This is a genomic window from Brumimicrobium mesophilum (genome assembly GCF_003025005.1).
GTDB classification, from domain to species: Bacteria; Bacteroidota; Bacteroidia; order Flavobacteriales_D; family Crocinitomicaceae; genus Brumimicrobium; species Brumimicrobium mesophilum.
The window spans coordinates 217,975-242,343 of sequence record NZ_PVSS01000003.1 but is presented as its reverse complement, the minus strand read 5'-3'; the positions used below and the strand labels follow the sequence as shown (position 1 = coordinate 242,343).

Below are 24,369 nucleotides of genomic sequence, written 5' to 3'. Positions count from 1 at the left end.
GAAACTGAAAGAGTGATTACCATTAAAAGAATAAAAAGTTAAAAACTAAGTGATTCATTAAGAAAACTTACTATTTCATTTTTTTATTTCCGTTACGACTTGCAAACAATTTATTTTTTTCGTCCGAAACAATGACTAAAAATCGCTCATAATGTTTTAAAATATCTGAAATCAATTCATTTTCGGTAAAGAGTTGAACATCATAACCTTCTCGCTCATCGCCAAAATATGACTTTGGGAAATAAACACGATTATTTTCAACAGCATTTAAGTTTTGCTCATTCATCAGACTATCGGATACAAGTTTAGACTCATTTTTGACTCCATAAATAAAGTTATTGATTAAGTCATATTCAACTTCAATTTCAATCTTTTTAGGATCTTCAAAATAATTAAGCTTGGCATTCACACCATTCTCTAAAAACTCTTTATGCAAGCTTTCAAATGCAGGTATTACAGTCTTTTCGATATAACTATTCGTTGTATTTTTATCACTAAATGAAATAATTTGTTCAAGTCTTGATCTCCATGATTGACCTGACCACGGAACTGTTGAAACAGAGTAATTACGTTCATAATAGTTTTGATCAATAATTAAGGCCTTGACAAAGCTTACTATAAACAGAAGCATTATTATTGCAAAGGGTAAGGCAGTAATTAAGGTCATGGACTGCAATGCCTGTAGTCCTCCTGCCCGCAATAACATTAATGCTAACGAGGCGAGTAAAACTCCCCAACTAACAATTTGCCATTTAGGAGAAGAAACTGCATTTTTAGTGGCAATTCCATTCATTACGAATATCCCAGAATCGGCAGATGTAACAAAGAAAATAATAATTATTGCTAAAGTTAAAAAGCTCGTAATTTCTGATAATGGTAAATACTCTAAAAAGCTAAACATCAACACGTCTGGATCACCAGCAAGTAAACTCAATGCACCATTGGCTATATTTTGATCAAACCAAATCGCACTGTTTCCAAAAACGGACATCCAAATAAAATTAAACAAGGTTGGAATAATCAATACTGCTGAAACAAATTCTCTTATGGTTCGTCCTTTAGAAATTCTTGCAATAAATATTCCTACATAAGGAGACCATGAAATCCACCATGCCCAATACAAAATGGTCCAATCAAAAAACCATGGCTGTTTGGCCTCTTCACTGGCGTAAGTGGAAAATGTAAGGTCGAAAAAATTTGAAACATAGTTACCGAGTCCATCAGTAAAAGTTCCAATTAAATAAACCGATGGACCTAAAAAAAGAACAAATAATAAAAGTACCACAACACTAATAATATTGATACGGCTTAAAATCTTAACGCCTTTATCTAAACCACTTACTGCTGAAAAAACTGAAATTGAAACTAGGACAATAACAATTAATGCTTGATAAAAGAAACTAGTATCAGGAACCACGTTGAATTTTTCAAGCCCTGAATTCAATTGTAAAACCCCAAAACCTAGAGTTGTTGTAATTCCAAAGAAAGTACTGCATAAAGCAAATATATCAATTACATTTCCCCACCTTCCTTTAATTCTATCTTTCAAAAGTGGATAAAAACAGCTGCGTAAAGATAAAGGCAAGCGATAACGATAAGCAAAATAAGAAAGTGATAATCCAACTACTCCGTAAATAGCCCAAGCATGAACGCCCCAATGAAAGAATGTAAAGAGCTGTGCATCATTTGCCCTTTGAAAGGGTGTGTTTTCAGAAAATGCATCGTGTGTGTAATGCTGCATTGGTTCGGCTACACTAAAGTACATCAAACCAATTCCCATTCCCGCAGCAAAAAGCATGGAAATCCACGAGAAAAAAGAATATTCCGGTTTGCTATTATTCTTTCCTAATTTTATGTTTCCATATTTCGTAAAAAGTAAAAAGATCAAAAACAACACAAATGCAGTCACGGACCATACAAATACATAATATAAATTCTTAAATATGTAACTTTTTATAAAGTCGAGTATGGATATTGTAAATTCTGGAAAAATAGCAGAAAGTAAACATACACCAATAATAAATACCATGCTAGGAATAAAAATTCCTTTACTTAAAGTGGATTGTAACTTCAGCTTACTACTCATAAAACTTTTATTATTTAATCGAATTGAGTTTTGTGGGCATACTTCCCCTCAACTTATGATATTTTCATCTCAAATTTCAAAAGTAACAAGATAATAATTATGATGAAAAAAGTATGAAGGATATTGGAGAACAATGAATTCTTTCCGCAGCACTTCGTCATTCATTATTGATATAATCTCTCAAATGTGTTACTTTTGGGAAACAAAAAATTTATATCAAAACAATGATCAAACAAGGTAAATCATATTCTAAAGAAGGACATATAATATTTATAATCGGTAATGAATTCAAAACTGTTGAAGGAGTTCCTGCAATTGTCGATGAAAACGCTAAATCATTCATTGCTTCCGATGATATATCAGATTATTTAAAGTTAGGTGAACAATTTATTTTCTTCGTAAAATCGAATGATAATTTAGAGAAAATGCGTGTTGCTGGACATGAAATTAGAACTAAACTCGCGAAATCAGCCGAGGAAATTTTTATTTCTGGAAACAAAACTGCTTCACTAGCAGTTGCTGAAGGATTGGCTTTATCAAATTATCAGTTTTTAAAGTATTTTAAAGATGCAGATAAAAAACGTTATCAATTAAGTGAAATCAATTTATTGAATGACTTTGAAGAAAAAGAAATTAGTCGATTAAATAACACTACGAAAGCCGTTTATTGGTCAAGAGACATGGTAAATGAACCACTCTCCTATTTAACAGCACCGCAATTAGCGAAAGAAATTCAATCTTTTGAAAGTGTAGATAATTTAAAAGTGACAGTTTTCGACAAAAAGAAGATTGAGGAATTAAAAATGGGTGGATTGTTGGCAGTAAATTTAGGTTCAGTTGATGAGCCAACATTTACAATCGCAGAGTACAAACCAAAAAATCCTAAAAATAAAAAACCAATTGTATTAGTTGGAAAAGGTGTTGTTTACGATACTGGAGGTATGAGTATAAAGCCAACTTCTGGTTCAATGGACATCATGAAAAGTGACATGGGAGGAGCAGCTTGCATGGCTGGAGCGATCTACGCAGCAGCAATGAATGAGTTAGATTTACACATAATTGCGCTCATTCCAGCAACGGATAATCGTCCTGGTGGAAATGCTTATGTTCCAGGTGATGTGATTACAATGTATGACGGAACTACGGTTGAAGTTTTGAACACTGACGCTGAAGGAAGAATGATTTTGGCGGATGCTTTGGCTTATTCAAATGAATTAGAGCCTGAATTGGTAATTGATGCAGCAACTTTAACAGGTGCTGCGGTAGCTGCGATTGGACAGAAAGGAGCTTGTGTAATGGGGAATGCTGATCAAAAGATTATCAATGATTTAATCAAATCTGGTTACAATGTGCATGAGAGATTAGCTCAAATGCCATTTTGGGACGATTACGCAGAAGAAGTGAAATCTTCAATTGCCGATCTTAAAAATCTGGGTGGAAAATATGCAGGAAGTATTACTGCAGGAAAATTCCTTGAGCACTTTGTAAAATCGCCTTATATTCATTTAGATATTGCTGGACCAGCATTTTTAGGTTCAACTGATAATTATAAAGGAAAAGGTGGAACTGGAACTGGGGTGAGGTTATTGAACAATTTCTTAGAAAACTATTAATTCGTTGGGATTAGAATAGGTGGTTTTCGGTGGCTTCGACAGCTTTTTACTGAGCCTTCGACAGGCTCAGTCGCCGAAAAAGGAATCCCGTTGACTGAGCCTGTCGAAGGCAACAATTCAAAAGAGAGATCCGTTCACTGTCAAACGCAACATATTCACAAACATAAATTTTGCCATAAAAACGAAGGTTAACAAGCAAAATTTGTGTTATTTTAAACCCATATTGATTCAAATTAGCGTGAAAGAAATTATAAAACAGTTTAAGGATAAAACTCCGAATCCATTGTATTTAATCCATGGGGACGAGTCTTTCTATATTGATCAAATTACTGAAGCTGCAACTAAATATATTTTAGATGAGAGCGAACGTGATTTTAACTTGACCGTTTTATATGGAAAAGATGCCGATATGGGGAAGCTCCAAGAGCAAGTTAAGCAATTCCCTATGATGGCAGAACGCCAGTTGGTTATTGTGAAAGAGGCGCAAGATGTAAAAGATTGGGGAATGATGGAAGCTTATTTTGAGAAGCCCTCACCTACCACAGTTTTGATTTTAGCTCATAAACACAAGAAAGCCGATTCAAGAAAAAAATACTTTAAATCCATAAAGAAAAACGGGGTTATTTTTGAAAGTAAGAAGCTTTACGAGAATCAAGTTGATGGATGGATTATTACTTACTTAAAAGAGAAAGGGTATTCTATCAATCAAAAAGCGACTATGCTTTTGGTGGAATTTTTAGGAGCTGATTTAGGAAAAATAGCAAAGGAACTCGAGAAACTTATGTTAGTTCTCGAAAAAGGAACTCAAATTAGTGAAGTCCATATTGAAGAAAACATTGGGATTTCTAAGGATTACAACGCATTTGAATTAACTAATGCTTTGGCTTCTAGAGACATTTTGAAAGCCAACAAAATCATCAATTATTTTGAGCAGAACCCTAAAGCTGCACATATAACGCAATTAATTCCATTGTTATTTGGGTTTCACGAAAGATTAATGAAAGCTCATTTTTCGAATGCCAGTGATATTAACGGATTAATGTCTGCCTTAAAGATGAGTTATCCAGCAGCAAAAGAAGTTTTACAAGCCAAACGTATATACAATCCTAAAAAGATTGCCAAGAATATTTCAACACTCCAAGAGTACGATTTAAAAAGTAAAGGGATAAACCGAGGACCAGGAAGTGATTCTGATTTACTCCGAGAATTGATTTACCTTTTAATGCATTAATTTATTAAGATGAGAAGATTTTATATTGATATCGCAACTTTAGATCAGGATCAGGTTACATTACCACCGGATGAATCTAGACATGCCTCAAAGGTCTTAAGAATGATTGTTGGTGATCAAATGGAAATTGTAAATGGAACAGGCGTAGTCTTTACAGGAGAAATTACTAATAACGCACCAAAAGCAGTGGTGGTAAAGAAAATGGGGTTTCAAAAAGAAAAACAAGATGAACATCATATTCATATTGCAATTGCTCCCACTAAAAACAATGACCGATTTGAGTGGTTTTTAGAGAAAGCCACAGAATTAGGAATCCATGAAATCACTCCGATTTTATGCAAAAATGCCGAGCGCAAGCAAATCAAAAATGAGCGATTTCAAAAGATTCTGGTTTCGGCGATGAAGCAATCCAAACGATTGTTTATTCCGAAGTTAAACGAATTGACAACCATTGATGAATTTATAACGAAACACCCGAATGGATTGATCGCTCATTGTTATGAAGAAGAAGAAAGAAATACTTCAATTCATAAGCAATTAAAACGAGATTCAAGCAATTGGATTAGCCATAACACCCCAATTTTAATCGGACCAGAAGGAGACTTTACCTTAAATGAAGTTAAAAAAGCACTCGAAAATGGATATCAAGCCGTAACTTTGGGTAAAACACGTTTAAGGACAGAAACTGCTGGAGTTTATGCATGTATGAATGTTAAGTTATTTTTTGAAGAACGTTAGAAGTCCAATTATGAAATTAATATTGAGTATTTTATCATTTTCTATGCTGTCAATTGCTTTTGGACAAGGCAGTTATCAATTGGCTGTTCTAAAATATAATGGTGGTGGAGATTTTTATGCTAATCCAACCGCTGTGCCCAACCTTGTGGAATTTGCCAACCAGCAATTAAATGCTAACATTAATCCAGAAGTTCCATATGTAGATGTTGGTTCTCCTCTCCTATTCACATATCCATTTGTTCATATGACGGGACACGGGAATGTTGTGTTTTCCAATTCTGAAAGAGAAAATTTGAGGAATTATCTTATTGGTGGAGGATTTTTACACATTGATGATAATTATGGCATGGATCAATACATCCGTCCTGAAATAGAAAAGTTATTCCCTAATTTAAAAATGGTAGAAATACCTTTTGATCACCCTTTATTCAAACAAAAATTTAATTTCAATGGATTACCCAAAATTCATGAACATGACGGAAATCGTGCTCAAGCTTTTGGGGTGTTTATTGAAGGAAGGCTGGTTTTACTCTACACCTATGAAACCGATTTGGGAGATGGTTGGGAAGATATTTCTGTTCATAGCGATACACAAGAAAACCATGAGAAATCTTTAAAAATGGGACTTAACATTTTACAATTTGCACTAATTAATGGAGGTTTAGAATGAAAAACATAATAAAATACACAATTCTCACATGCGTATTATTCATTAATACGACATTTGTTTTGAGTCAGAAAATTGATTATAAAAATCCACCAAAACAAGAAAGCACCTATCTTTTTAATGTTTTAAAATACCATAGACAGCCTACTCCTCCACTTTATATGACAATTAAATTTGAGGAGATTTTAAAACTACCAACAAGTGAATGGGTTGGATCAGATAGTCTTTTTTACGCTTATGAAAATGTACATTTGGAAAAATATGAATTGGCATTAAGTATTTTTGCAAGATTGAATATTGATACAATTCAAGAACCTCACGCGCAAATGCTCTACAGAACAACATTACAGCATTTAGATCGATTCGAAATGTTGAAAAATTATAATTCTAGGACCATTTCAGATGATAAATCAATGATATACAGCATTAAGTCCGCTGTTTCAGATTTAACAAATGCCTATCAAAAATCAAAACAAAAAACATTCATTCAAGATTCCACCTCCATTTTTACAATTTTGAAAGATCCATCCTTAGAAGAATTTAATCGAGATAAATCACCACAAAACAACAAATTAGTGAGTATCGCTTTCGCAATTGATTCAGCCTTAAGGTATTTCACAACTTTTCATGATGGGAATGACTATATTTTATCTCAAGCATTTGAGGAAATGGGAGATTTTCAAAAAAAATATTTCTATATCACCAATGCACATTTTTATTATTCTGCATCTCGTCATTACTATACCAATGATTTATATTTAGCTGAAAAGTATAATAATATCAACGATGAAATGAGTGAGAAAAACTTTATACCCATAAGTTTTAAACACAAATTTGGAAAGGTAATCAACAATCGTTTTCAAATCAAAACAAATTTCAAAGAGAAGTCTGAAATAGATTCAAGTTCAATATCAAGTTATACTCCACCACCGAAAAAAAAGGGTCAGAAAGATTATTTACCATGGATTGATAACTCTATTCTTATTTTAATAATATTAGCCCTTGCATTGATTTTCGTTGTTTTTATTTTAAAAACTAAAAAGCAGTAGTTTATCCCAAATGACATTAATCTGTGCGTATTTTAAATCAAATTACAATTTAAATTTTGATTAGTTCTACCCTATTGTAATTTAAGAATAAAGCTTCTCAATCATTTTCTTTTCAAGTGCTAAGCCTACATGAAGTTATTCAAAGCATATAAACCATGTAAGCATATAATGAGTATCTAGAAAATTATCAATAGCCTATAAAAGTAAAGAAGCTTTCAGTTTCTAATTGTTTTCTTTTTATTAAACTTAAATTGTAAGCCGTTGAAACATTATAAGTTGGGTATTCTGATTCTATTAAATGAGTTATAAATGCTCTTTCCATTGAGTTGATGTGCTTACAATTCTAATAGCCCATCATTTCAATTAAAACTCCTATTTCTTGCATTAATCTGATTCACCAGGTATTCTCCTCCTTATTGAAAAGCGAATGTTATTCAAAAGTTTTACTGACCAATAAACTCATTGGCTTGAAGGTAATATTTTACTACTAAAATATCGGATAGATTTTTACTAAAAAATTCAAAATAAGCGTCAAAAGATGATGATTATTGCCAAGCTAAATTAATAAATTGTTAACAAATAAAAGAAATGGGTTTTAGAATCTAGTAATAGTGAGAAATTGAAAACTCTATAAAAGCGTAAGAGGGAATTGGACGAGCGTCCATATTCCCTCTTACTAATCAACCTAACCTAACCACCTAAATCATAACAAAGGTAGTAAAACTTTTTATTCAATCACGAATAATAATCCAATAATTAATAAATATTTTTAAACATGTTAACTTAGTGTCAATTCTATATTATTTTTAATTCGTTTACTTGATTAATAATTATTTTTATTTAGGATAAAAAGAAAGGTTTATAAAAACACCTCCGCCATCATACATCTGGCACTACCTCCTCCTAAAGTTTCAATAGTTGTAAGATCGCTAAATAAAATATCACAGTGGCTTTCTATACTTACGATTTGACTTTCTGTTAGACTACTGTAAGCTTGTTCACTCATTACCATAGCTTTACTACCATTTTCACTTTCAACCTGCAACATATTCCCAGCAAACGAGTGCATTTGTCTTTCTGAAATTTCAATTATTTCTTTTCCGTCATTAGTTAAGTTTTGAATAACTATATTTCTTTGATCTATATCATCAATAGACTCTAAACAAACAACTGCAAAGGTTTCAGCAATCGACAACATCACATTTGTATGGTAAATTGGTTTACGCATACCATTTACAGTTTGATTGGCCACAAAAACAATTGGAGTATAGCCTTGATCATTACTAAATTCATGAACTAAACTTTCGTGTGATCGTTCAGACAGTCCACAGTAAACTTTTTTATTTCCTCTATCTAAAACTAAACTTCCTGTGCCTTCCAAATACTTATTATCATCTTCATTCCCTATGTAATCAGATACAATTATGATAATGACATATTCCGTGTCACCAATTTGACATATCAATTCTTCTCTTCGTTCTACCCTTCTATTCACAGCAAATAATGGATATAGAATTGCTGTTTTTTCTTCGTGAAAGGATACCCAGTTGTTTGGGAAGACAGAGTCTGGAGAATTGTTTTCAGCAATATCGTCGAAAACATGAACTTTAACTCCATAATCTCTTAACTTTTGAACGAGTCCATCAAATTCATTTTGAGCTGCAAGATTAATTTCTTCAGGTGTGCCTTCAATATCTTGTTGAAAAAAATTATTCTCCGCTGTTTCTTCATTTTTTCGAAAAGCCACGGGGCGAATCATCATTAATTGGTTAGTTGTTTGTTTCATAACTTATTATTTAGCCTACAAGGTATTAAAATAAGTTAATTAATAATTATTACCAATTTGGTTTTTTCCAATATTCATTCTAATTCTTTTAGATCTAATTGGGCAATAACTGATCAAATACTATCCACTTTTACAAATCTCTCAATTTATACATCATTTCTCTCACTTTATCACGCATTAAAGCTGCATGTGCATAATTCTGAATTTTAATAGCTTCTAATTTTTCTTTCTCCAAAGCTACTATTTGACACTCTATTTCTTTTTTACTCATGGCATAATAATTTTTGTGGGTTTTCATTTAAAATATGATATCCATATTTCATTTACAAAGTTAGAATTGAAGAACGTATTTTTTTTACGTGATATCCATCGATTTATTCAAAACTCATACGAAAGTAATTATTTTTGATTAAATATTAACCAAAAATACGACTATTTATTTAACAGCATATATATTATATGCCTAAATTCATTTACAAACAATTTTCATATAGCCGTAATAATTATTACCCCTTATCGGAATTTTTCACGTTGACTAATAGTGAATAAAAAAAATATTTTGTTCAATAAAGGAGACGCTCCATTGACAAAATGAGGATATGAAACACTAATCATGATTACGTACTAATAAATAATAAGAAAAATAGAAATTCTTGAATGATCCTGTTAATTGAAAATACTCATCTTATCCTAAACTCATACCATAGTATAAAACAAACAGTAAAGTATCTAATACGTATTTGAAGAAATAAAATTTTAAAATTGTAATTGCTTATAATATTTTCGTACATTTGATTAAAATATAAACACCTAAATACCTAATCATGGAAATTTATTTATCTTCGAACTTAAAGTTACTCCGAAAAAATCGCAAGAAATCACAGGAAGATGTTGCTCAAGAATTAAGTTTGACCAGATCATCCTATTCTGGATATGAAAATGGAGTTGCAGAACCGGGAATAGAAAATTTGGTAAAAATAAGTACGTTTTACCGTATTCCAATGGATGATTTACTTAAGAAAAATCTAGCAGAGCTATCAGAAAGTGACTGGGAGGCTATTGAAAAGGGAGTATATTCAGACATTAAAGGGAGAAAACTACGTGTTTTAACTTCAATGGTTTCCGAAACTAATGAAGATATTATTGAAATGATTCCCCAAAAAGCAAGTGCTGGTTATACCTCGGGATATGCAGACCCTGATTATATCAAAGTATTGCCAACTTTTCAATTACCATTTTTAAAAAAAGATAGAAAATACCGTTCTTTTCCAATCTTCGGTGATAGTATGCCACCCGTTTCTTCTGGGTCATATGTTGTTGCTGAATATGTTCAAAATTGGGAAACCATCAAAAACAATCATCCATACATCATAATAACAAAGGAGGATGGAATAGTATTTAAAGTTGTTAATAAAATAGCTGGAAGAGAAAATTTCATTCAATTATCTTCTACAAACCCACTATATGAACCATATTTGATTGATATAAATAACGTAATCGAAATTTGGAAGTTTGTTAATTACATTTCACATGATTTACCAGAAGTTACTATTTCAGATAATGATTTATTAAAATCAGTAAAGTCCATTCAAAATCAAGTAAACGAAATGAGGTCTTTCATGGGTAAGGATTTTTAGTAAATAAAATTTAGGCCAATACTCTATAATTCCTTAACCTCAAGTATATGCTTAGATATCAATCCTCCAATTTTACAAGCTGCATTTTGAGATCCATTCAATAAAAAATCTCCTACCTCAAAAGTTTTGGCTGAATAATCAAAGGCCACATAATTTTTTGGTTGCTTATTTATTGGCAAGGAATAAGGTATATAATATAATTTCACCAAACGTGGTTCTGGAATATTAAAATCAGATTCTAACTCCTTCTCTACCTTTTTCGCCAGGTCCTTTTCACTTAAGCCTTGTGAATTTAAAACCGTTATGGAAATTAATGATTTCCCCTTATGCATTTTTAAATTCTGATGAATACTAGGGTAAAAAATATTATTAATTAGCCTATCAGGATTTGCATTTAATCCAATCCTAGGTTGAGAAATTATTGCAGGTGATTTATGTTCAAAATATAAATTATAACACTCTTGCCATTGACCAGAATCTTTGCGATTCTGATAGTTAGGAATAGTATTTATTACATAGTCAAACGATTCGGATTCCCCATTTTTTAAGTAAATGGTTTGATCTTCTATTTTTACAACTTCACTTTCGAAATGGAAGTTAACTCGTTCTAGCTTTGAAACTATCTGTTGCGCTATAGTCCCTATACCATTTTTTGGAATTTTCGCCTTTCCGCTAGCAAACATTTTAAAAGTAAATAAAAACATTCTAGAAGAAGTAGATAAATCATTTTCTAAGAATATCCCTCCAAAAAAGGGCTTAAAAAAACGATCAATAATCGTTTCAGAAAAACCATATTCATTTAAGAACTCAAAAGTACTTATACTCTCCGTTTTAAATATTTCAGAGATAGATTGCCCATCCACTTGCTTCTTTAGCTTATAAATAAGCTTCTTATCTCCAAACCCGCCAATGTCCGAAAAAATTGTTTTCCAAAGAATATTTTTTGTTCTAAACGGATCACCAACTTCCGTGGTTTTACCATTTCTGAAAATTGTTGCTGCTGATTCTAGATTAAGTAAATTAATTTTTGATAAATCAATATGCTTTTTTAAATATGGATATGACGTTAATAAAACTTGAAAACCAACATCTAAATTCCAGCCATCGATAGTTTCAGTGCGCATTCTCCCTCCTGCTTGATTCAACTTTTCAAAAATAGACACTTGAAAGCCTTTCTTATTAAGCTCTTTGGCAGCTACTAAACCAGTTAATCCAGCACCAATAATCCCTACTTTAGTTTTAATCATGTTATCTTTAGTTTATTCTAAAAGAAAGTTTGCGATTTGAAAAATATGCAATTTAAGAATATAATATTAATGACAATATTTGCGGCAAATCTAAGATTTTTTTGTGTTTAGCTAAAAAGAAACTAAAATTATTCCCAAATCAGTTGCTGAATTGACTGATATAATAATCTTCTGAAAATTCAATAACATAATTTTCAATAAAGGAATTCCCATTAATTCTTGATGTAATTTTTAAACTAAATCACTATTTTGTTGTTACTTCATAGTAATAATATTTGACTTTTATCAAATGAAAAAGTAATGACAAACGAAAACAAAATCTCTTTGAGAGATTCAGGATACACATTCACTAAATTCGAAGAAGATGAGAAATCTCCATTTGAACGCTTGCTTGAGATATTTCAAGAGTTAATTGTCCATACTTCAGGCGATATCGATGAGACCTTAGATTGGATGGATCAATTGAATCAAGATTACAACTTATATACTGAGGAATACACCAAGGAAGATTTTATTGCAGATTTAAAGAAACACGGTTATATCAAAGACGATGATGACAAACCTGATGGAAAAGGCTTCGTTATTACAGCCAAAACAGAGCAAGTAATTCGAAAACGTGCTTTAAATCAGATATTTGGTGAATTAAAAAAATCTGGCAAAGGTAATCACAAGACAAAACACACCGGTGCCGGACAGGACACAACCGGAGAAATGCGTAAATATTCTTTTGGAGATAGTATAGATCAGATAGCAATTACAGAAAGTGTTAAAAATGCATTTACGAATAACGGAATTGATGATTTTCGATTAACAGAACAGGATTTGGTCGTAAATGATACACATCATTCCGCCCAAATGAGTACTGTATTGATGATTGACATCAGCCACAGTATGATTTTATATGGCGAGGATCGAATTACTCCTGCGAAAAAAGTCGCTATGGCGTTGGTTGAATTAATAAAAACTCGATATCCCAAGGACAGTATAGATATTATCGTTTTTGGAAATGATGCCTGGCCAATAGCAATCAAAGATTTACCTTACCTTCAAGTTGGTCCTTTCCATACAAATACAGTGGCAGGATTAAATTTAGCTTTGAACATTTTACGTCGAAAGAAACATTCAAACCGTCAAATATTTATGATTACCGATGGTAAACCAAGTTGCTTGAATTTACCAGATGGAAGATACTACAAAAACAGTAATGGTTTAGATCCTTACATTACAGGGAAATGTATGAACAAGGCTAAAGAAGCTAGAAAATTAGGAATTCCAATTACGACCTTTATGATTGCTCAAGACCCTTATTTACAATCTTTTGTAGAAGAATTTACTGAAGCAAATCTTGGTAAAGCATTTTACACTGGCTTAAAAGGATTAGGCCAAATGATTTTTGAAGATTACGAGAAAAATAAAAAACGAAATATAAAATAACTATGAGCCAAAATACAAATAAAGAAATAGATCTCACATCAATTAAGACTTACGGTGAACTTGAGAATTCAGGATATTCTCCGCGTTCTATAAAAGATGAATTGCGTGGTAACCTCATCGAGAAACTAAAGAACAAAACTCCAATATTCGAAGGAATTATTGGTTATGAAGACACTGTGATTCCACAAATTATATCCGCAATACTTTCAAAGCATGACATTAACCTTTTAGGCTTAAGAGGTCAAGCAAAAACACGGATTGCAAGAACTATGGTGGATTTATTGGATGAATATATCCCAATTATCAAAGGTTCAGAAATAAATGACGATCCTTTCTGCCCTATTTCTCATTTCGGAATTTCAGAAAAAGCGGACAAAGGTGGAAACTTACCAATAGAATGGTTGCATAGAAATGACCGGTTTTATGAAAAGCTAGCAACACCTGACGTTACTGTAGCAGACTTAATAGGAGACATTGACCCAATTAAAGCGGCTACACTGAAGTTAAGTTATGCTGATGAACGTGTGATTCATTATGGAATGATTCCGAGAGCAAACAGAAGTATATTTGTAATAAATGAAATCCCAGATTTACAAGCGCGAATTCAAGTGGCACTTTTCAATATTCTTCAAGAAGGCGATATTCAAATTCGTGGATTCAAGATGCGTTTGCCGTTGGATGTAAACTTCATTTTCACAGCTAATCCAGAAGATTATACCAACCGTGGAAGTATTGTAACACCATTGAAGGACAGAATTGGTTCTCAAATTTTAACGCATTATCCTAAATCGATTGAAATTGCTAAGAAAATTACTCAACAAGAGGTTATTTCGGATGTGAAGAATGAAAACATTTTGGTTCCTGAAACAGCCAAAACACTATTAGAACAAATTGTCTTTGAAGCAAGAAAATCTCCGTATATCGATGCCAACAGTGGGGTTTCTGCTAGAATGAGTATTTCGATGTATGAAAATCTAGTTTCAGCAGCAGAATTGAGAATGTTAAAGAATGGACAAAGCAAAACCACTGTTCGAATGTCAGACTTCGAAAACATCACACCGGCAATTACTGGAAAAGTAGAACTGGTTTATGAAGGAGAACAACTAGGAATAGAAAACGTAGCCAATGAACTAATTGGCTCTGCAGTAAAAACGACTTTTAATTCGTTGTTTCGTTCCATTAAGAAATTGAAAAAACCAGGATCTTCGGATGAATTCGATGCTATTGTTCAATGGTTTATGGAATCCAATGATTTCGAATTAAAAAATGATTCAGCGGACCAAAAACATGCGGAACAAATGAATAAAATCAAACCTTTGGAAGAGGCATTGGACAAGTTTATATCTTCAGGTACAGAAAACGAACGCATTTTTCTTAAAGAATTAATGCTGTGGGGGATGGTAGAATATAAACTTTTAGCGAAAAGAAAACGTGAACAAAGCACAAGTTTTTTTGATGAAATAGTAGGCTCATTTTATGAAAACTAAAAATAAACGTCCATATTTACCTGATGAAATTTTGGAAGGAATTTCTTCTCCTGCGGAAGATTTTCAAAATAAAATTATTCGGCCAATCATTAAAATGCAAAGTGATTTGTTAATAGCACATCTTAAGAACCAATTGAAAAAGTCTAAAATTCAATTGGATCAGTTACCCGACACGAAAAAAGAGAAAGCCTTGGCTGATTTGTTTTCCAAAAATCAAGCGTTCAAAAGAGAAATCAATGGAATGGTGATTGGTCATTTTACGTTAGAAGAGTACAACAAATATTTAGATTTCAGTAAAGAGATTAATCGACGAATAACTCAAATTGTATTGAACAGGTGTACGGACTTAATCCTTAATCGCTGATTTATAATTATTTGAAATTTACTTTGCAATCATAATATATGAATTTATCAAACCCTCAAGAATTTAACATCTTGAGGGTTATTTTATTTTACTAAACAAATAGTTTGATTACAAAGTTCTATCCATCTGTTTTTCAACTTAAAACTGTTCATATTAATTCAAATTTTATTTGAAACAATAATAAAAGTACGCAACTTAATTAATCGTTGTTTCGTTACATTTGCGCCATGAAATTTATATTACTAATTGCCTCCATTTTTATCTTTTCTTTTTCATTTTCACAAAATGTTACCAAAGTTTTTGGTGGTGCTCAAAATGACCGAGGTGAAGTAATTATTGAATGTGCAAATAATGACATTATTATTGGAGGAATAACAACATCTTTTGGCGCTGGAGGGGAAGATATCATCCTTACAAGATTAACACCTATTGGAGGAATCATTTGGAGTAAGGCTTATGGTCTTCCTGGGAATGAAGAAGGCCTTCCCTTAAATATTTATGAGACTGTTAATGGAGATATATTATTGGCGTTTAGGTCAAATTCATTAACTCAGTCACGATCAGGTGTACTCATGAGGTTAACATCTTTAGGTAATGTAATTTGGCAAAAAGAAATTGGAGATCCTAGTGGAAGTATAGAAGCTACACGTGGATTAATAGAACATCCTGACGGTTCAATTTATGTAGGTATCGGAACAAATGGATCATTTTTCGGTTCATCTGATGGCATGGTAACTAAATTAGACATGAACGGTAATATTGTTTGGTCTAAAATTCTTGGAGATGTTTTAAACGACCACGTTTGGAACATTATACCGCTTCCAAATGGTGAAATAATGGTAAACATGAATAGTGAAAACCTAGGTCCCGGCAACAGAGATGCATTGTTCGTAAAATTTGATAACCTTGGAAATATTTTAAATCAGGTTGCATTTGGAGGAACAGATTTTGACATGATGACTGATTTAGACTTTGATCCAGCGATTGGATATGTTGTTTCTGGAGGAACTGAGTCTTTTGGTCAAGGAAACAGAGATGCTTTCATCGCAAAGTTTGATACAAGTTTAAACTTGGTTTGGTTTAAAACTTACGGTGGGACAAATTTTGATCATGGTTCTACAGTTCAAATTATAGATAATAACCATTTCGTTATGTATATGAATTCAGATTTGACAAATCCAAATGATAAGCAGATGACTCTTATAGGAGTTGATAGTTTAGGGACTACCCTTTACACAAAATCAATTGGAGATGAATACGATCAACAAATTGAAGAGTATACTAATCAAGGTTTTGTCTATTCTCCCACTCAAAATAAAACATTTTTAACTAACAATTATTCAAATGCAGCCAACAATACAAATATGCTTTTCCAAGTAATTGATGGTTTACCTAATTCATATTGCGTAGATTCTATTCTATTAGAAGCTTTTCATACCCCTTCAGTTATGCCTATTACATTAGGTATAACAGATATCGGTGTAGCGACAAACGTTTCAATGACAGTCACCGATGTCACAACTTTAATTGAAGATGAATTCTGTCCTTGTCCTTTTAATATTCCTTCTCTTTCAGATACAACCATTTGCGATGGAACCCCACTTCAATACAATCTTGATCCAACTCTGAATTATGAATGGCTGCCAGTTTCATCTTTTTCTTGTTCAAATTGCCCTGATCCGCTTTTTATTGGAACCACTAATACACAAGTAAGTATTAATATTGACAACAATGTTTGCTTTGATACATTAACATTTTCAATTACTGTGAATCAAGTGTCAGCCGTTAACTTAACAGGTCCTGACACACTATGCGAGTCAGATGTACCCGTAATCTTTGATGCGAATGGCGTTCAGGGACTATGGTCTGGTAATGGAATTATTGATGCACAAAACGGAATATTTGATCCGCTTGGGTTATCTGGAGATATTGAAGTATATTTTTACACCAATAACATTTGTGTGGAAGAGGACACATTAGTAATATTTGTAATACCCGCAATAACAGCTACGATTACTAATAACGATATGATTCTATGTTTTGAGGATAATCCTATACAGCTTCAAGTTTCTCCAAATACAGGTACATGGTCTGGTTTTTCTCCAAGTGATATAAGTGGAAATACTTTTTTCGATCCTGCATTAAATAGTGTTGGGGTGTTCACAATTTTTTACACACCACAAGGAGCATGCATAATCGCCGACTCTATTCAAATCACGGTTGTTGATTTTAATGTTGATGTAACCGAAAACTTATCACTTTGTAATAATGAAAACGGAAATATAACAACTAGTCCGGCTGGAGGAACATGGTCTGGAGTAAACAGCGCTCAAGTTATACAAGGAAACAATTTTATTCCTTCATCACTATCTCCTGGAAATTATGAATATGTTTATACTGTAAACAATGGATGTACAAAAACTGATACTTTATTTGTAACTGTACATGAATCTCCAAATGTTAATTTAGGGGAAGATGTCTCAATTTATATTGGTGAAGATTTTGAAATCGAATTAAACAACCTCTCTTCATCTGATTACATAACTTGGTCTACGGGAGAAAGCTCAAATACAATTCTAGTTGATGAGGAAGGTCAATACCTTGTTTCAGTAATGAACGAATTCGGTTGTATTGATTCTGATTCAATTTATGTTACAGTTTTATGCGAGGCCGCTTTATACGCTCCGAATACATTTACTCCTGACAACAGCAGTGTAAATGATCAATTCAGAGTTTATGGCGATAACTTTACTTTTGAGCATCTAGTAATTTATAATAAATGGGGCCAAATTATGTTTGAATCTTATGATCCAAATGGAGCTTGGGACGGAACTTATGGTAATCTTGTTGTCCAAAGCGACACTTATATATACAAAGTAGAATATTACGAATGTGATTCCGCAGAGAAGAAAACAAAAATGGGGTATATAAATGTATTGAAGTAGTTTTTTATTGATTCGTTATTTCGAGAAATGATTTTAGTAAAATCCTGTTGTAGTAAAGTCATTGATTGAACTTGTATCAGGTAATTTCGAAGGAGCTTGTCTTTTTTTCGTGATACTTGAAATTTGAAACAACCACTGTATTTTTTTTGGACAAAGGTAATTTAAGAAATTATCCGTGCAAATTAATCAGTTCAATTCCAAAAGATAGTTAAACACCATAGCTCATTCAGCCGAAATAAATAATAATTCCTATTTTTCAAATTCAATTATTGAATATTCTATTAATTAATAAACAAATATGTGTTTTTCAGCAGAAGCAAGTTTTATAGCAGGGTCAGTTTTAACTGTGATAGGAGTTGCGACAATTAAAAAAACAACCCATAAACGCCAATTGTGGTTTGCTAGTATCCCTTTAGTATTTGGAGTTCAACAACTTGCTGAAGGAGTATTGTGGTTAACTCTTCCCGCCCCTGATCAAATTGCTTTACAACGGATGTCCACCTATGTCTTTATTTTCTTTGCTCAAATTATTTGGCCTTTTATAGTTCCTTTTGGTGTGCTGATGTTAGATAAAAAAAGTGATAGAAAACTCATTCAAAAAATATTGGCAGGTGTTGGAATTTTAGTGAGTGCTGCCCTCGCCTATTTCCTGATTGCTTACAATATGGAAGCAAAAATTTTAGATCACCACATCGCATATCATAATGATTATCCCGAAAAAATTTATGAATATGGTGCTATTTTATATGCTGTTGCGACAATTCTATCGTTGTTTTTCTCCAACGTAAAGCGCATGTGGCTGTTGGGTGTTTTCATCGCTACATCTTACGCAATTACACTTTATTTTTATGAGAATCATGTGCTTTCTGTGTGGTGTTTCTTTTCTTCTTTGATCAGTGTTTATATTTATATATTGATTAATCGAGAAAGAAAGCTGACTGTAAATGAGTCGAGTTAAAGGAACTAAATTTCTTATAAAAAGAACTGAGGAAATGAAGTTCATTTCCTCAATTCTACTTTTTATCTAAAAACATTTTACTCACTTCCGAAGTATTCATTGCCCATTGCATATCATAAATTTCATTGGCCTCTTCTGGAGTTTGAACAATAGTTAAGTTTTGAACTTCAGATTTCAATTTTAATAAATTTCCAATTTTTAACTTAGCATCCAGCTTTTTCGTCAAAGTTTCTACTCCCGAAACGTCGAGATTTTGAACAATTTGCCCATCAAAAGGCATTTCTAACCAAATAATTTCTCTTGAAACAACATCGAGAACTCCAAATACCATCCCTTTGGTAAGTGACTGCTTAATTCTAACTTGATGTTGTAAGGAGCTTGGATTATAAGCAACTCCACTTGGTGAAATTTTCATTGGAAATTCACTGTTCATCCAGCCCACTGTTAAATTCGGTGTTAAACTTCCATTTGTATATGAATTACAAGTAAAACTAACATATTTTGCTCCTAAATTTGTCAATTTATTCAAATTAACATCGATATATTCAGCCGTTCCAACTTTATTAGGAATATTCTGAATATCTCCACTGTGCTGGCATCCTGGAATAGTAAGTCGAGAGTATGAACAAAAATCACTCTCATTTTCATAAGCTACATTACAACTCAAATCCATGTCGAGATGCTGAGCTGGTAAACCTTCTCCCCATTGTAAAAATAAACGAACATTTTCTCCTGCGACCTTAAACTTTGTTCCCATCAAAGCGCCTTGCAAATCTTGAATATGATCTGTTCTGTCGCCAATAGCAAAAGGAATGTTAAATAACTCATTATCAATGTACATCGTTTTACATGTCGTTTTCGCGTTCTGTAATTTACTTTTAATTGCTGCAAAACTCAAATCTTGAATAAGTGATTGCATTCTTTTCAATTCGTCATCACTATATAAACAAAGTAATTTATTGACCTCAATTCTTTTGCTGATTCCACCAAGTGGCTTTACCATTCTTGAAGCATTTTTATCAAAATACAAATCCGCATACATATTTAAAGTAAAAATTAAACGAGAAGGAACTTGATTTAAAATCTCCTTGAAATGTTGGATTGTAACATCTGGACCAAACCACAACATTGTTGAGAATAACGATCTTGCAAACAAACCAGGTCTTTGTTTTAACAATGCGAAAGTTTGAGCTGCGTCAGTTTTTAATTTGAAATGATTCACTTTTCCTTGCCAAACTTCATATTGTCCAGTGTAGAAAAGATCAAGTAATTCGGCCAAGTTTTCAAAGCCTTTTTTCTTACTGAATTCTGTTAATCTCAACGCTCGAATTACCCTTACCCAAATACCTCTTTTAGAATGCATATTTTCACATTGTTCAGGAATATCCAAACTCAAATTATTTAACCAATTGGCATACATTCTGCATTCTGATCTATTGAATTTCAATTTTAAATCGGACAACGCTTTTATTTTCACCTCAGAACTTTTATCTAATTGACAATACAAATTCGAAGCATTCCTTTTCATTCGGTTAACGATTGTTTTAGGTTCAATAATTTGCAATAAACCAGTATGTTTGAACCATAAGTATCGAAGGATATCTGTTGGGGTTTTGAAAAACTGTCCAGCCAATTCCAATTGATTACTTTCAACTAAAGCATCAATAACAATCATTAAAGTTTCTTTAATTTTTACTTTTGATTCATTAGAGACTCCAAAATGGTGAATTAAAATATTAAGACCATCAACTTGGGTTGCATCAAGAACGACTGGAGATTCTAAAAGAGATTTTAATTCATTTTTCAAATCATTTTCTGTCCACAATTCAAGAATTTTCAACTTGTTTTCACTAGTAGTATAATTCAACTCATCAAATTGGAAAGGAGTTCCACAAAATGGACAACCATTATAGTGTTCAATTGGAAATGTATTTTCTGGTATTAGGTGTCCACATGGCAGTTTAGTTCCATTATTCAAATGAAAAACATTAGAAAACCATGTTATGATATGATCAATAATGGTTTCATTAGTTGAGATATCCCATTGTTTTACCAAAGGTGTCCAGTTTTTATTTACACCTGAAACCTCTTTCAATATATTAAATATTTCTAATTTGCGTAATGGAGAAATACGGTTAACCTCATACAATAATTCCTCAGAAAAAGTGTAACCCAATTTCGCACAATTTGCTAAAAACTCGCTTGTTGTTTCGTTGATTTGTGTTTCTATATCACCCGTGATCCAATCCTTTTGAATTACGATTGCATTTTTTCGAATGGCTACTTTTATTACATTAGTTTTCATAAATTTGACCTTGACTTAAAAGTGAGGCAGGTAGGATTCGAACCCACGTCCTGGACTGGAATGTTGAAGTAAGTTTTTATTGACCCAAAACTACTATTTGACTCTTTCATAAGTAAGTATCTCAAAAGTAAATGAGTAATTTAAAAACTGACCTGCTCTACCAGCTGAGCTACTGCCTCTAAATATTAAAATAATGTTCTGTCCTTCGACATTACAAAGATTGGATCTTAATGCGCAAGGTAAGTACGTAGACAGAATTTTAATAATTAATTTTTCAACTGCTCCGCTTTTTTCTGCTTGGCTTCCATTTTTTTTCTCCTTTTCACTTTCCATGTAGCGTTTTTCTGCCAATCACCAGCCATAATTGATCCAAACGGAATTACTTCATCGATGATGTTTCCCAATCCAAATTCATCCATTTGATTTCTCACACTTTCTGCATTTTTATAAGCTGAAGGCAATTCTGAGATATCAATTTCGTTGGAGTAAAATCTAATATCTAAACCTTTCGTTTCCTCTTCAAAAACTTCTTTTATTGATTTCCCTTCTTTGCTTCTTTTATGGGCTGTTCTGCTCATATTTCTTCCTGCTCCGTGCGGCGCAAATCCTAAATTATTTTCAGTTGTTTCTCCTCCAACAATTAAAACTGGTTCTGCCATATTTAATGGTATTAATCTTGGTCCAGTAATATCAGGCATAAATTTTTCATTTAAGGGAGTTGCTCCTTTCGCATGATAGAATAAATCTCCATCTTTGAATACAAAGTTGTGTTCATTCCAAAACCTATTTTCAACTTTAACACCTACTTTTTCGGCTGTCGCGTCATGAATGCAAACATGATTTTGCTTTGTCCATTTTCGAATGACTTGCAAAGCATCCCAATAGATTTCACCTTCTTCAGAATCAGCTGGAATCCATGCGTTTTGCTTTAAAGTTTCTTTTGAGATTTCTCTTCTGAATTTCTCAGCCAATTTCATTCCGGTTGTAAAAAGTCTAGCTCCAACTCCACGGGATCCGTGATGTGTAACCATCATTGTATTTCCAGTTTTCTTCGAAGTTCCAACAAACAAAAAGTGATTTCCATCCCCTTGAGTTCCCAATTGTTTTCTCGCTAATTGAATAAAACTATCATTGTTAAGGATTTTATTTGATTGAAATTTATCCAATAATTCTTTAGGAAATCTGTATTGTTCATTTCTATCTCTACCTCCTCCTCCAAAATGAGTTGAGGCATGAGCTGCATCCATAATTAATTGTGGATCAACTCTTCCAAAATCCGTTAACATTACCGAACAACAAATATCAGCACTGTGAAAACCTGGGTGAATCGCGTTTTTTGTTACCACTACTCCTCCAACCGGAATTGTACCAACAGCCCCCGTAGGACAGGCGTCTGGCATTATGGAACCAGCAACGACAGTGGGTGTTTTCATGACTTCATTCATTGTTTTAATAACAGAGTCAATATTCTCTTTTTCTAATTCATTTTCAGCACGAATATTAATCTTGAATGGAATTGGTTCTTGAAGTAATGGAATCATAGGTTGAGTTCTATATTGTTCCAAATAAACCAACATTTCGGCTTCCGTCAATTGGTTTTCATTGATGTATTCAATTGCTTCTTTAAACCATTTGTTAGAAGTAAATCCTAATTCAATAAGCGTGTTTCCTGTAACTTTAATTCCATTTTTCATTGTTTCTGTTTTAATACGCTACAAATATTGGAAGATACTGCGCAATCATTATGCGTAGTTAAAATTTAATTTTAATTTAGTGAAATGGCTCAGAACAAAAATGCACTTATTCGGTATAAGACTATCGACAAATGTTTACAAAATAAATATAGAAAATGGACTCTAGAGGATTTAATTGACGCTTGTTCTGATGCTCTAAATGAATATGAAGGACGTGATATCAATGTGAGTAAAAGAAGTGTTCAACTTGATATTCAGTTAATGCGAACTGATAAATTAGGCTACAACGCACCAATTGTAGTGTATGATAAAAAGTATTATCGTTACGAAGATGAAAATTTTTCAATAACGAATATTCCACTTACTGAAACAGATATGAATGTACTATCTGAAACAGTTGAAATGCTAAAACAATTCAAAGATTTCTCACTTTTTTCAGAATTAGATGGAATTATTCAACGCCTAGAGGACAAAATATATACTGAAAAAACCACTCAGCCTGCCATTATTCATTTGGATAAAAATGAAAACTTAAAAGGATTGCAATACTTAGACACTCTTTATCAAGCAATATTAAAGAAAATATGTCTGAACATTACTTATCAATCTTTTAAAGCGAGAGCATCTTCGGACTATGTTTTTCATCCCTATATCCTTAAACAGTTTAATAACCGATGGTTTCTTGTTGGACGTCAGGCAAAACAAAAACAAATTTTGACACTTGCACTCGACAGAATTACAAATATTGAATACAATTTAGATACCCCATATTTAAACGAGAATTTTAATGGTGATGAATTTTACAAAAACACAATAGGTGTAACAGTTCTAAATGATGATCAATTACAGGAAATTGAACTCCAAATAGACCGACCTAATGCACCTTATGTTATCACCAAACCATTTCATCATTCCCAAAAAGTAGTTGGAAGATTACAAGATGGAAGTGTGATTATCAGTTTAAAAGTTCATCTTAACTTTGAATTCGACCGACTTATTCTAGGATTTGGTGATTCCATTAAGGTCTTAAAACCTAGATATTTAAAGAATAGAATCAAAAGAAAACTTAAAAGAGCCTTGGAAGGTTATGACAATGACGTTAACAATGATAAGATCAAGGTTTGATAC

The 24,369-nt window shown here is 32.6% G+C and carries 18 protein-coding genes; 12 read left to right on the top strand and 6 right to left on the bottom strand.

Annotation, left to right across the window (positions count from 1 at the left end):
- Positions 1-70: 70 nt before the first annotated feature.
- Positions 71-2,086 (bottom strand): BCCT family transporter, encoded by a 2,016-nt coding sequence (locus C6368_RS04475; RefSeq protein ID WP_107037976.1) that lies wholly within the window; start codon positions 2,084-2,086, stop codon positions 71-73.
- Between the two features lie 224 nt (positions 2,087-2,310).
- On the opposite strand from C6368_RS04475, the gene C6368_RS04470 reads away from it, so the two are divergent.
- The 5 genes from C6368_RS04470 (at position 2,311) to C6368_RS04450 (ending at position 7,384) form a co-directional block, all read left to right on the top strand.
- Complete coding sequence (locus C6368_RS04470; protein ID WP_107037975.1) at positions 2,311-3,699, top strand: leucyl aminopeptidase family protein; 1,389 nt, start codon at positions 2,311-2,313, stop codon at positions 3,697-3,699.
- 238 nt (positions 3,700-3,937) lie between these two features.
- A complete protein-coding gene (gene holA / locus C6368_RS04465) occupies positions 3,938-4,930 on the top strand; it encodes a DNA polymerase III subunit delta (protein ID WP_234369079.1) in 993 nt (330 codons plus the stop codon).
- Positions 4,931-4,939: 9 nt separating this feature from the next.
- A complete protein-coding gene (locus C6368_RS04460; RefSeq protein WP_107037974.1) occupies positions 4,940-5,668 on the top strand; it encodes a 16S rRNA (uracil(1498)-N(3))-methyltransferase in 729 nt (242 codons plus the stop codon).
- 10 nt (positions 5,669-5,678) lie between these two features.
- On the top strand, positions 5,679-6,338 hold the full coding sequence (locus C6368_RS04455) for a DUF4159 domain-containing protein (protein WP_107038029.1): 660 nt from the start codon (positions 5,679-5,681) through the stop codon (positions 6,336-6,338).
- A complete protein-coding gene (locus C6368_RS04450; RefSeq protein WP_107037973.1) occupies positions 6,335-7,384 on the top strand; it encodes a hypothetical protein in 1,050 nt (349 codons plus the stop codon). The genes C6368_RS04455 and C6368_RS04450 overlap by 4 nt, the downstream gene beginning before the upstream one ends.
- Positions 7,385-8,243: 859 nt before the next feature.
- Here the strand turns inward: C6368_RS04450 and ctlX are convergent.
- Together ctlX and C6368_RS17245 are read right to left on the bottom strand one after the other, a co-directional pair.
- The gene (ctlX, locus tag C6368_RS04445) at positions 8,244-9,170 is read right to left on the bottom strand and encodes a citrulline utilization hydrolase CtlX (RefSeq protein WP_107037972.1); all 927 of its coding nucleotides are present in this window, start codon (positions 9,168-9,170) and stop codon (positions 8,244-8,246) included.
- A gap of 130 nt (positions 9,171-9,300) precedes the next feature.
- The gene (locus C6368_RS17245; protein ID WP_159038431.1) at positions 9,301-9,468 is read right to left on the bottom strand and encodes a hypothetical protein; all 168 of its coding nucleotides are present in this window, start codon (positions 9,466-9,468) and stop codon (positions 9,301-9,303) included.
- A 526-nt stretch (positions 9,469-9,994) separates the two neighbouring features.
- Between C6368_RS17245 and C6368_RS04440 the strand changes: the two genes are divergently transcribed.
- Positions 9,995-10,807 (top strand): XRE family transcriptional regulator, encoded by an 813-nt coding sequence (locus C6368_RS04440; protein WP_107037971.1) that lies wholly within the window; start codon positions 9,995-9,997, stop codon positions 10,805-10,807.
- A 23-nt stretch (positions 10,808-10,830) separates the two neighbouring features.
- On the opposite strand, the gene C6368_RS04435 is transcribed toward C6368_RS04440, so the two are convergent.
- Positions 10,831-12,054: an FAD-dependent oxidoreductase gene (locus tag C6368_RS04435; protein ID WP_107037970.1), complete on the bottom strand. Its 1,224-nt coding sequence runs from the start codon at positions 12,052-12,054 to the stop codon at positions 10,831-10,833.
- 300 nt (positions 12,055-12,354) lie between these two features.
- On the opposite strand from C6368_RS04435, the gene C6368_RS04430 reads away from it, so the two are divergent.
- The 5 genes from C6368_RS04430 to C6368_RS04410 all read left to right on the top strand — a co-directional run bounded on the left by C6368_RS04430 (position 12,355) and on the right by C6368_RS04410 (position 19,242).
- Entirely contained in the window at positions 12,355-13,488 is a 1,134-nt protein-coding gene (locus C6368_RS04430) for a vWA domain-containing protein (RefSeq protein ID WP_107037969.1), read from the top strand.
- A 26-nt stretch (positions 13,489-13,514) separates the two neighbouring features.
- Positions 13,515-14,975 carry an AAA family ATPase gene (locus tag C6368_RS04425; protein WP_107038028.1) on the top strand — a complete coding sequence of 487 codons (1,461 nt, stop codon included), beginning with the start codon at positions 13,515-13,517 and terminating at the stop codon, positions 14,973-14,975.
- Complete coding sequence (locus C6368_RS04420; RefSeq protein ID WP_107037968.1) at positions 14,965-15,339, top strand: glyoxalase; 375 nt, start codon at positions 14,965-14,967, stop codon at positions 15,337-15,339. Before C6368_RS04425 ends, C6368_RS04420 begins: the two co-directional genes overlap by 11 nt.
- 227 nt (positions 15,340-15,566) lie before the next feature.
- On the top strand, positions 15,567-18,284 hold the full coding sequence (locus tag C6368_RS04415; protein WP_107037967.1) for a T9SS type B sorting domain-containing protein: 2,718 nt from the start codon (positions 15,567-15,569) through the stop codon (positions 18,282-18,284).
- Positions 18,285-18,582: 298 nt separating this feature from the next.
- Entirely contained in the window at positions 18,583-19,242 is a 660-nt protein-coding gene (locus C6368_RS04410) for a DUF6629 family protein (RefSeq protein WP_107037966.1), read from the top strand.
- Positions 19,243-19,297: 55 nt separating this feature from the next.
- Here C6368_RS04410 and C6368_RS04405 read toward each other — a convergent pair whose 3' ends face one another.
- On the bottom strand, positions 19,298-21,547 hold the full coding sequence (locus C6368_RS04405) for a hypothetical protein (RefSeq protein WP_107037965.1): 2,250 nt from the start codon (positions 21,545-21,547) through the stop codon (positions 19,298-19,300).
- Positions 21,548-21,813: 266 nt separating this feature from the next.
- Positions 21,814-23,241, bottom strand: coding sequence for an RtcB family protein (locus C6368_RS04400; RefSeq protein ID WP_199851590.1), 1,428 nt, complete (start codon positions 23,239-23,241; stop codon positions 21,814-21,816).
- A gap of 84 nt (positions 23,242-23,325) precedes the next feature.
- Between C6368_RS04400 and C6368_RS04395 the strand changes: the two genes are divergently transcribed.
- Positions 23,326-24,366 carry a helix-turn-helix transcriptional regulator gene (locus tag C6368_RS04395; protein ID WP_107037964.1) on the top strand — a complete coding sequence of 347 codons (1,041 nt, stop codon included), beginning with the start codon at positions 23,326-23,328 and terminating at the stop codon, positions 24,364-24,366.
- Positions 24,367-24,369 lie beyond the last annotated feature (3 nt).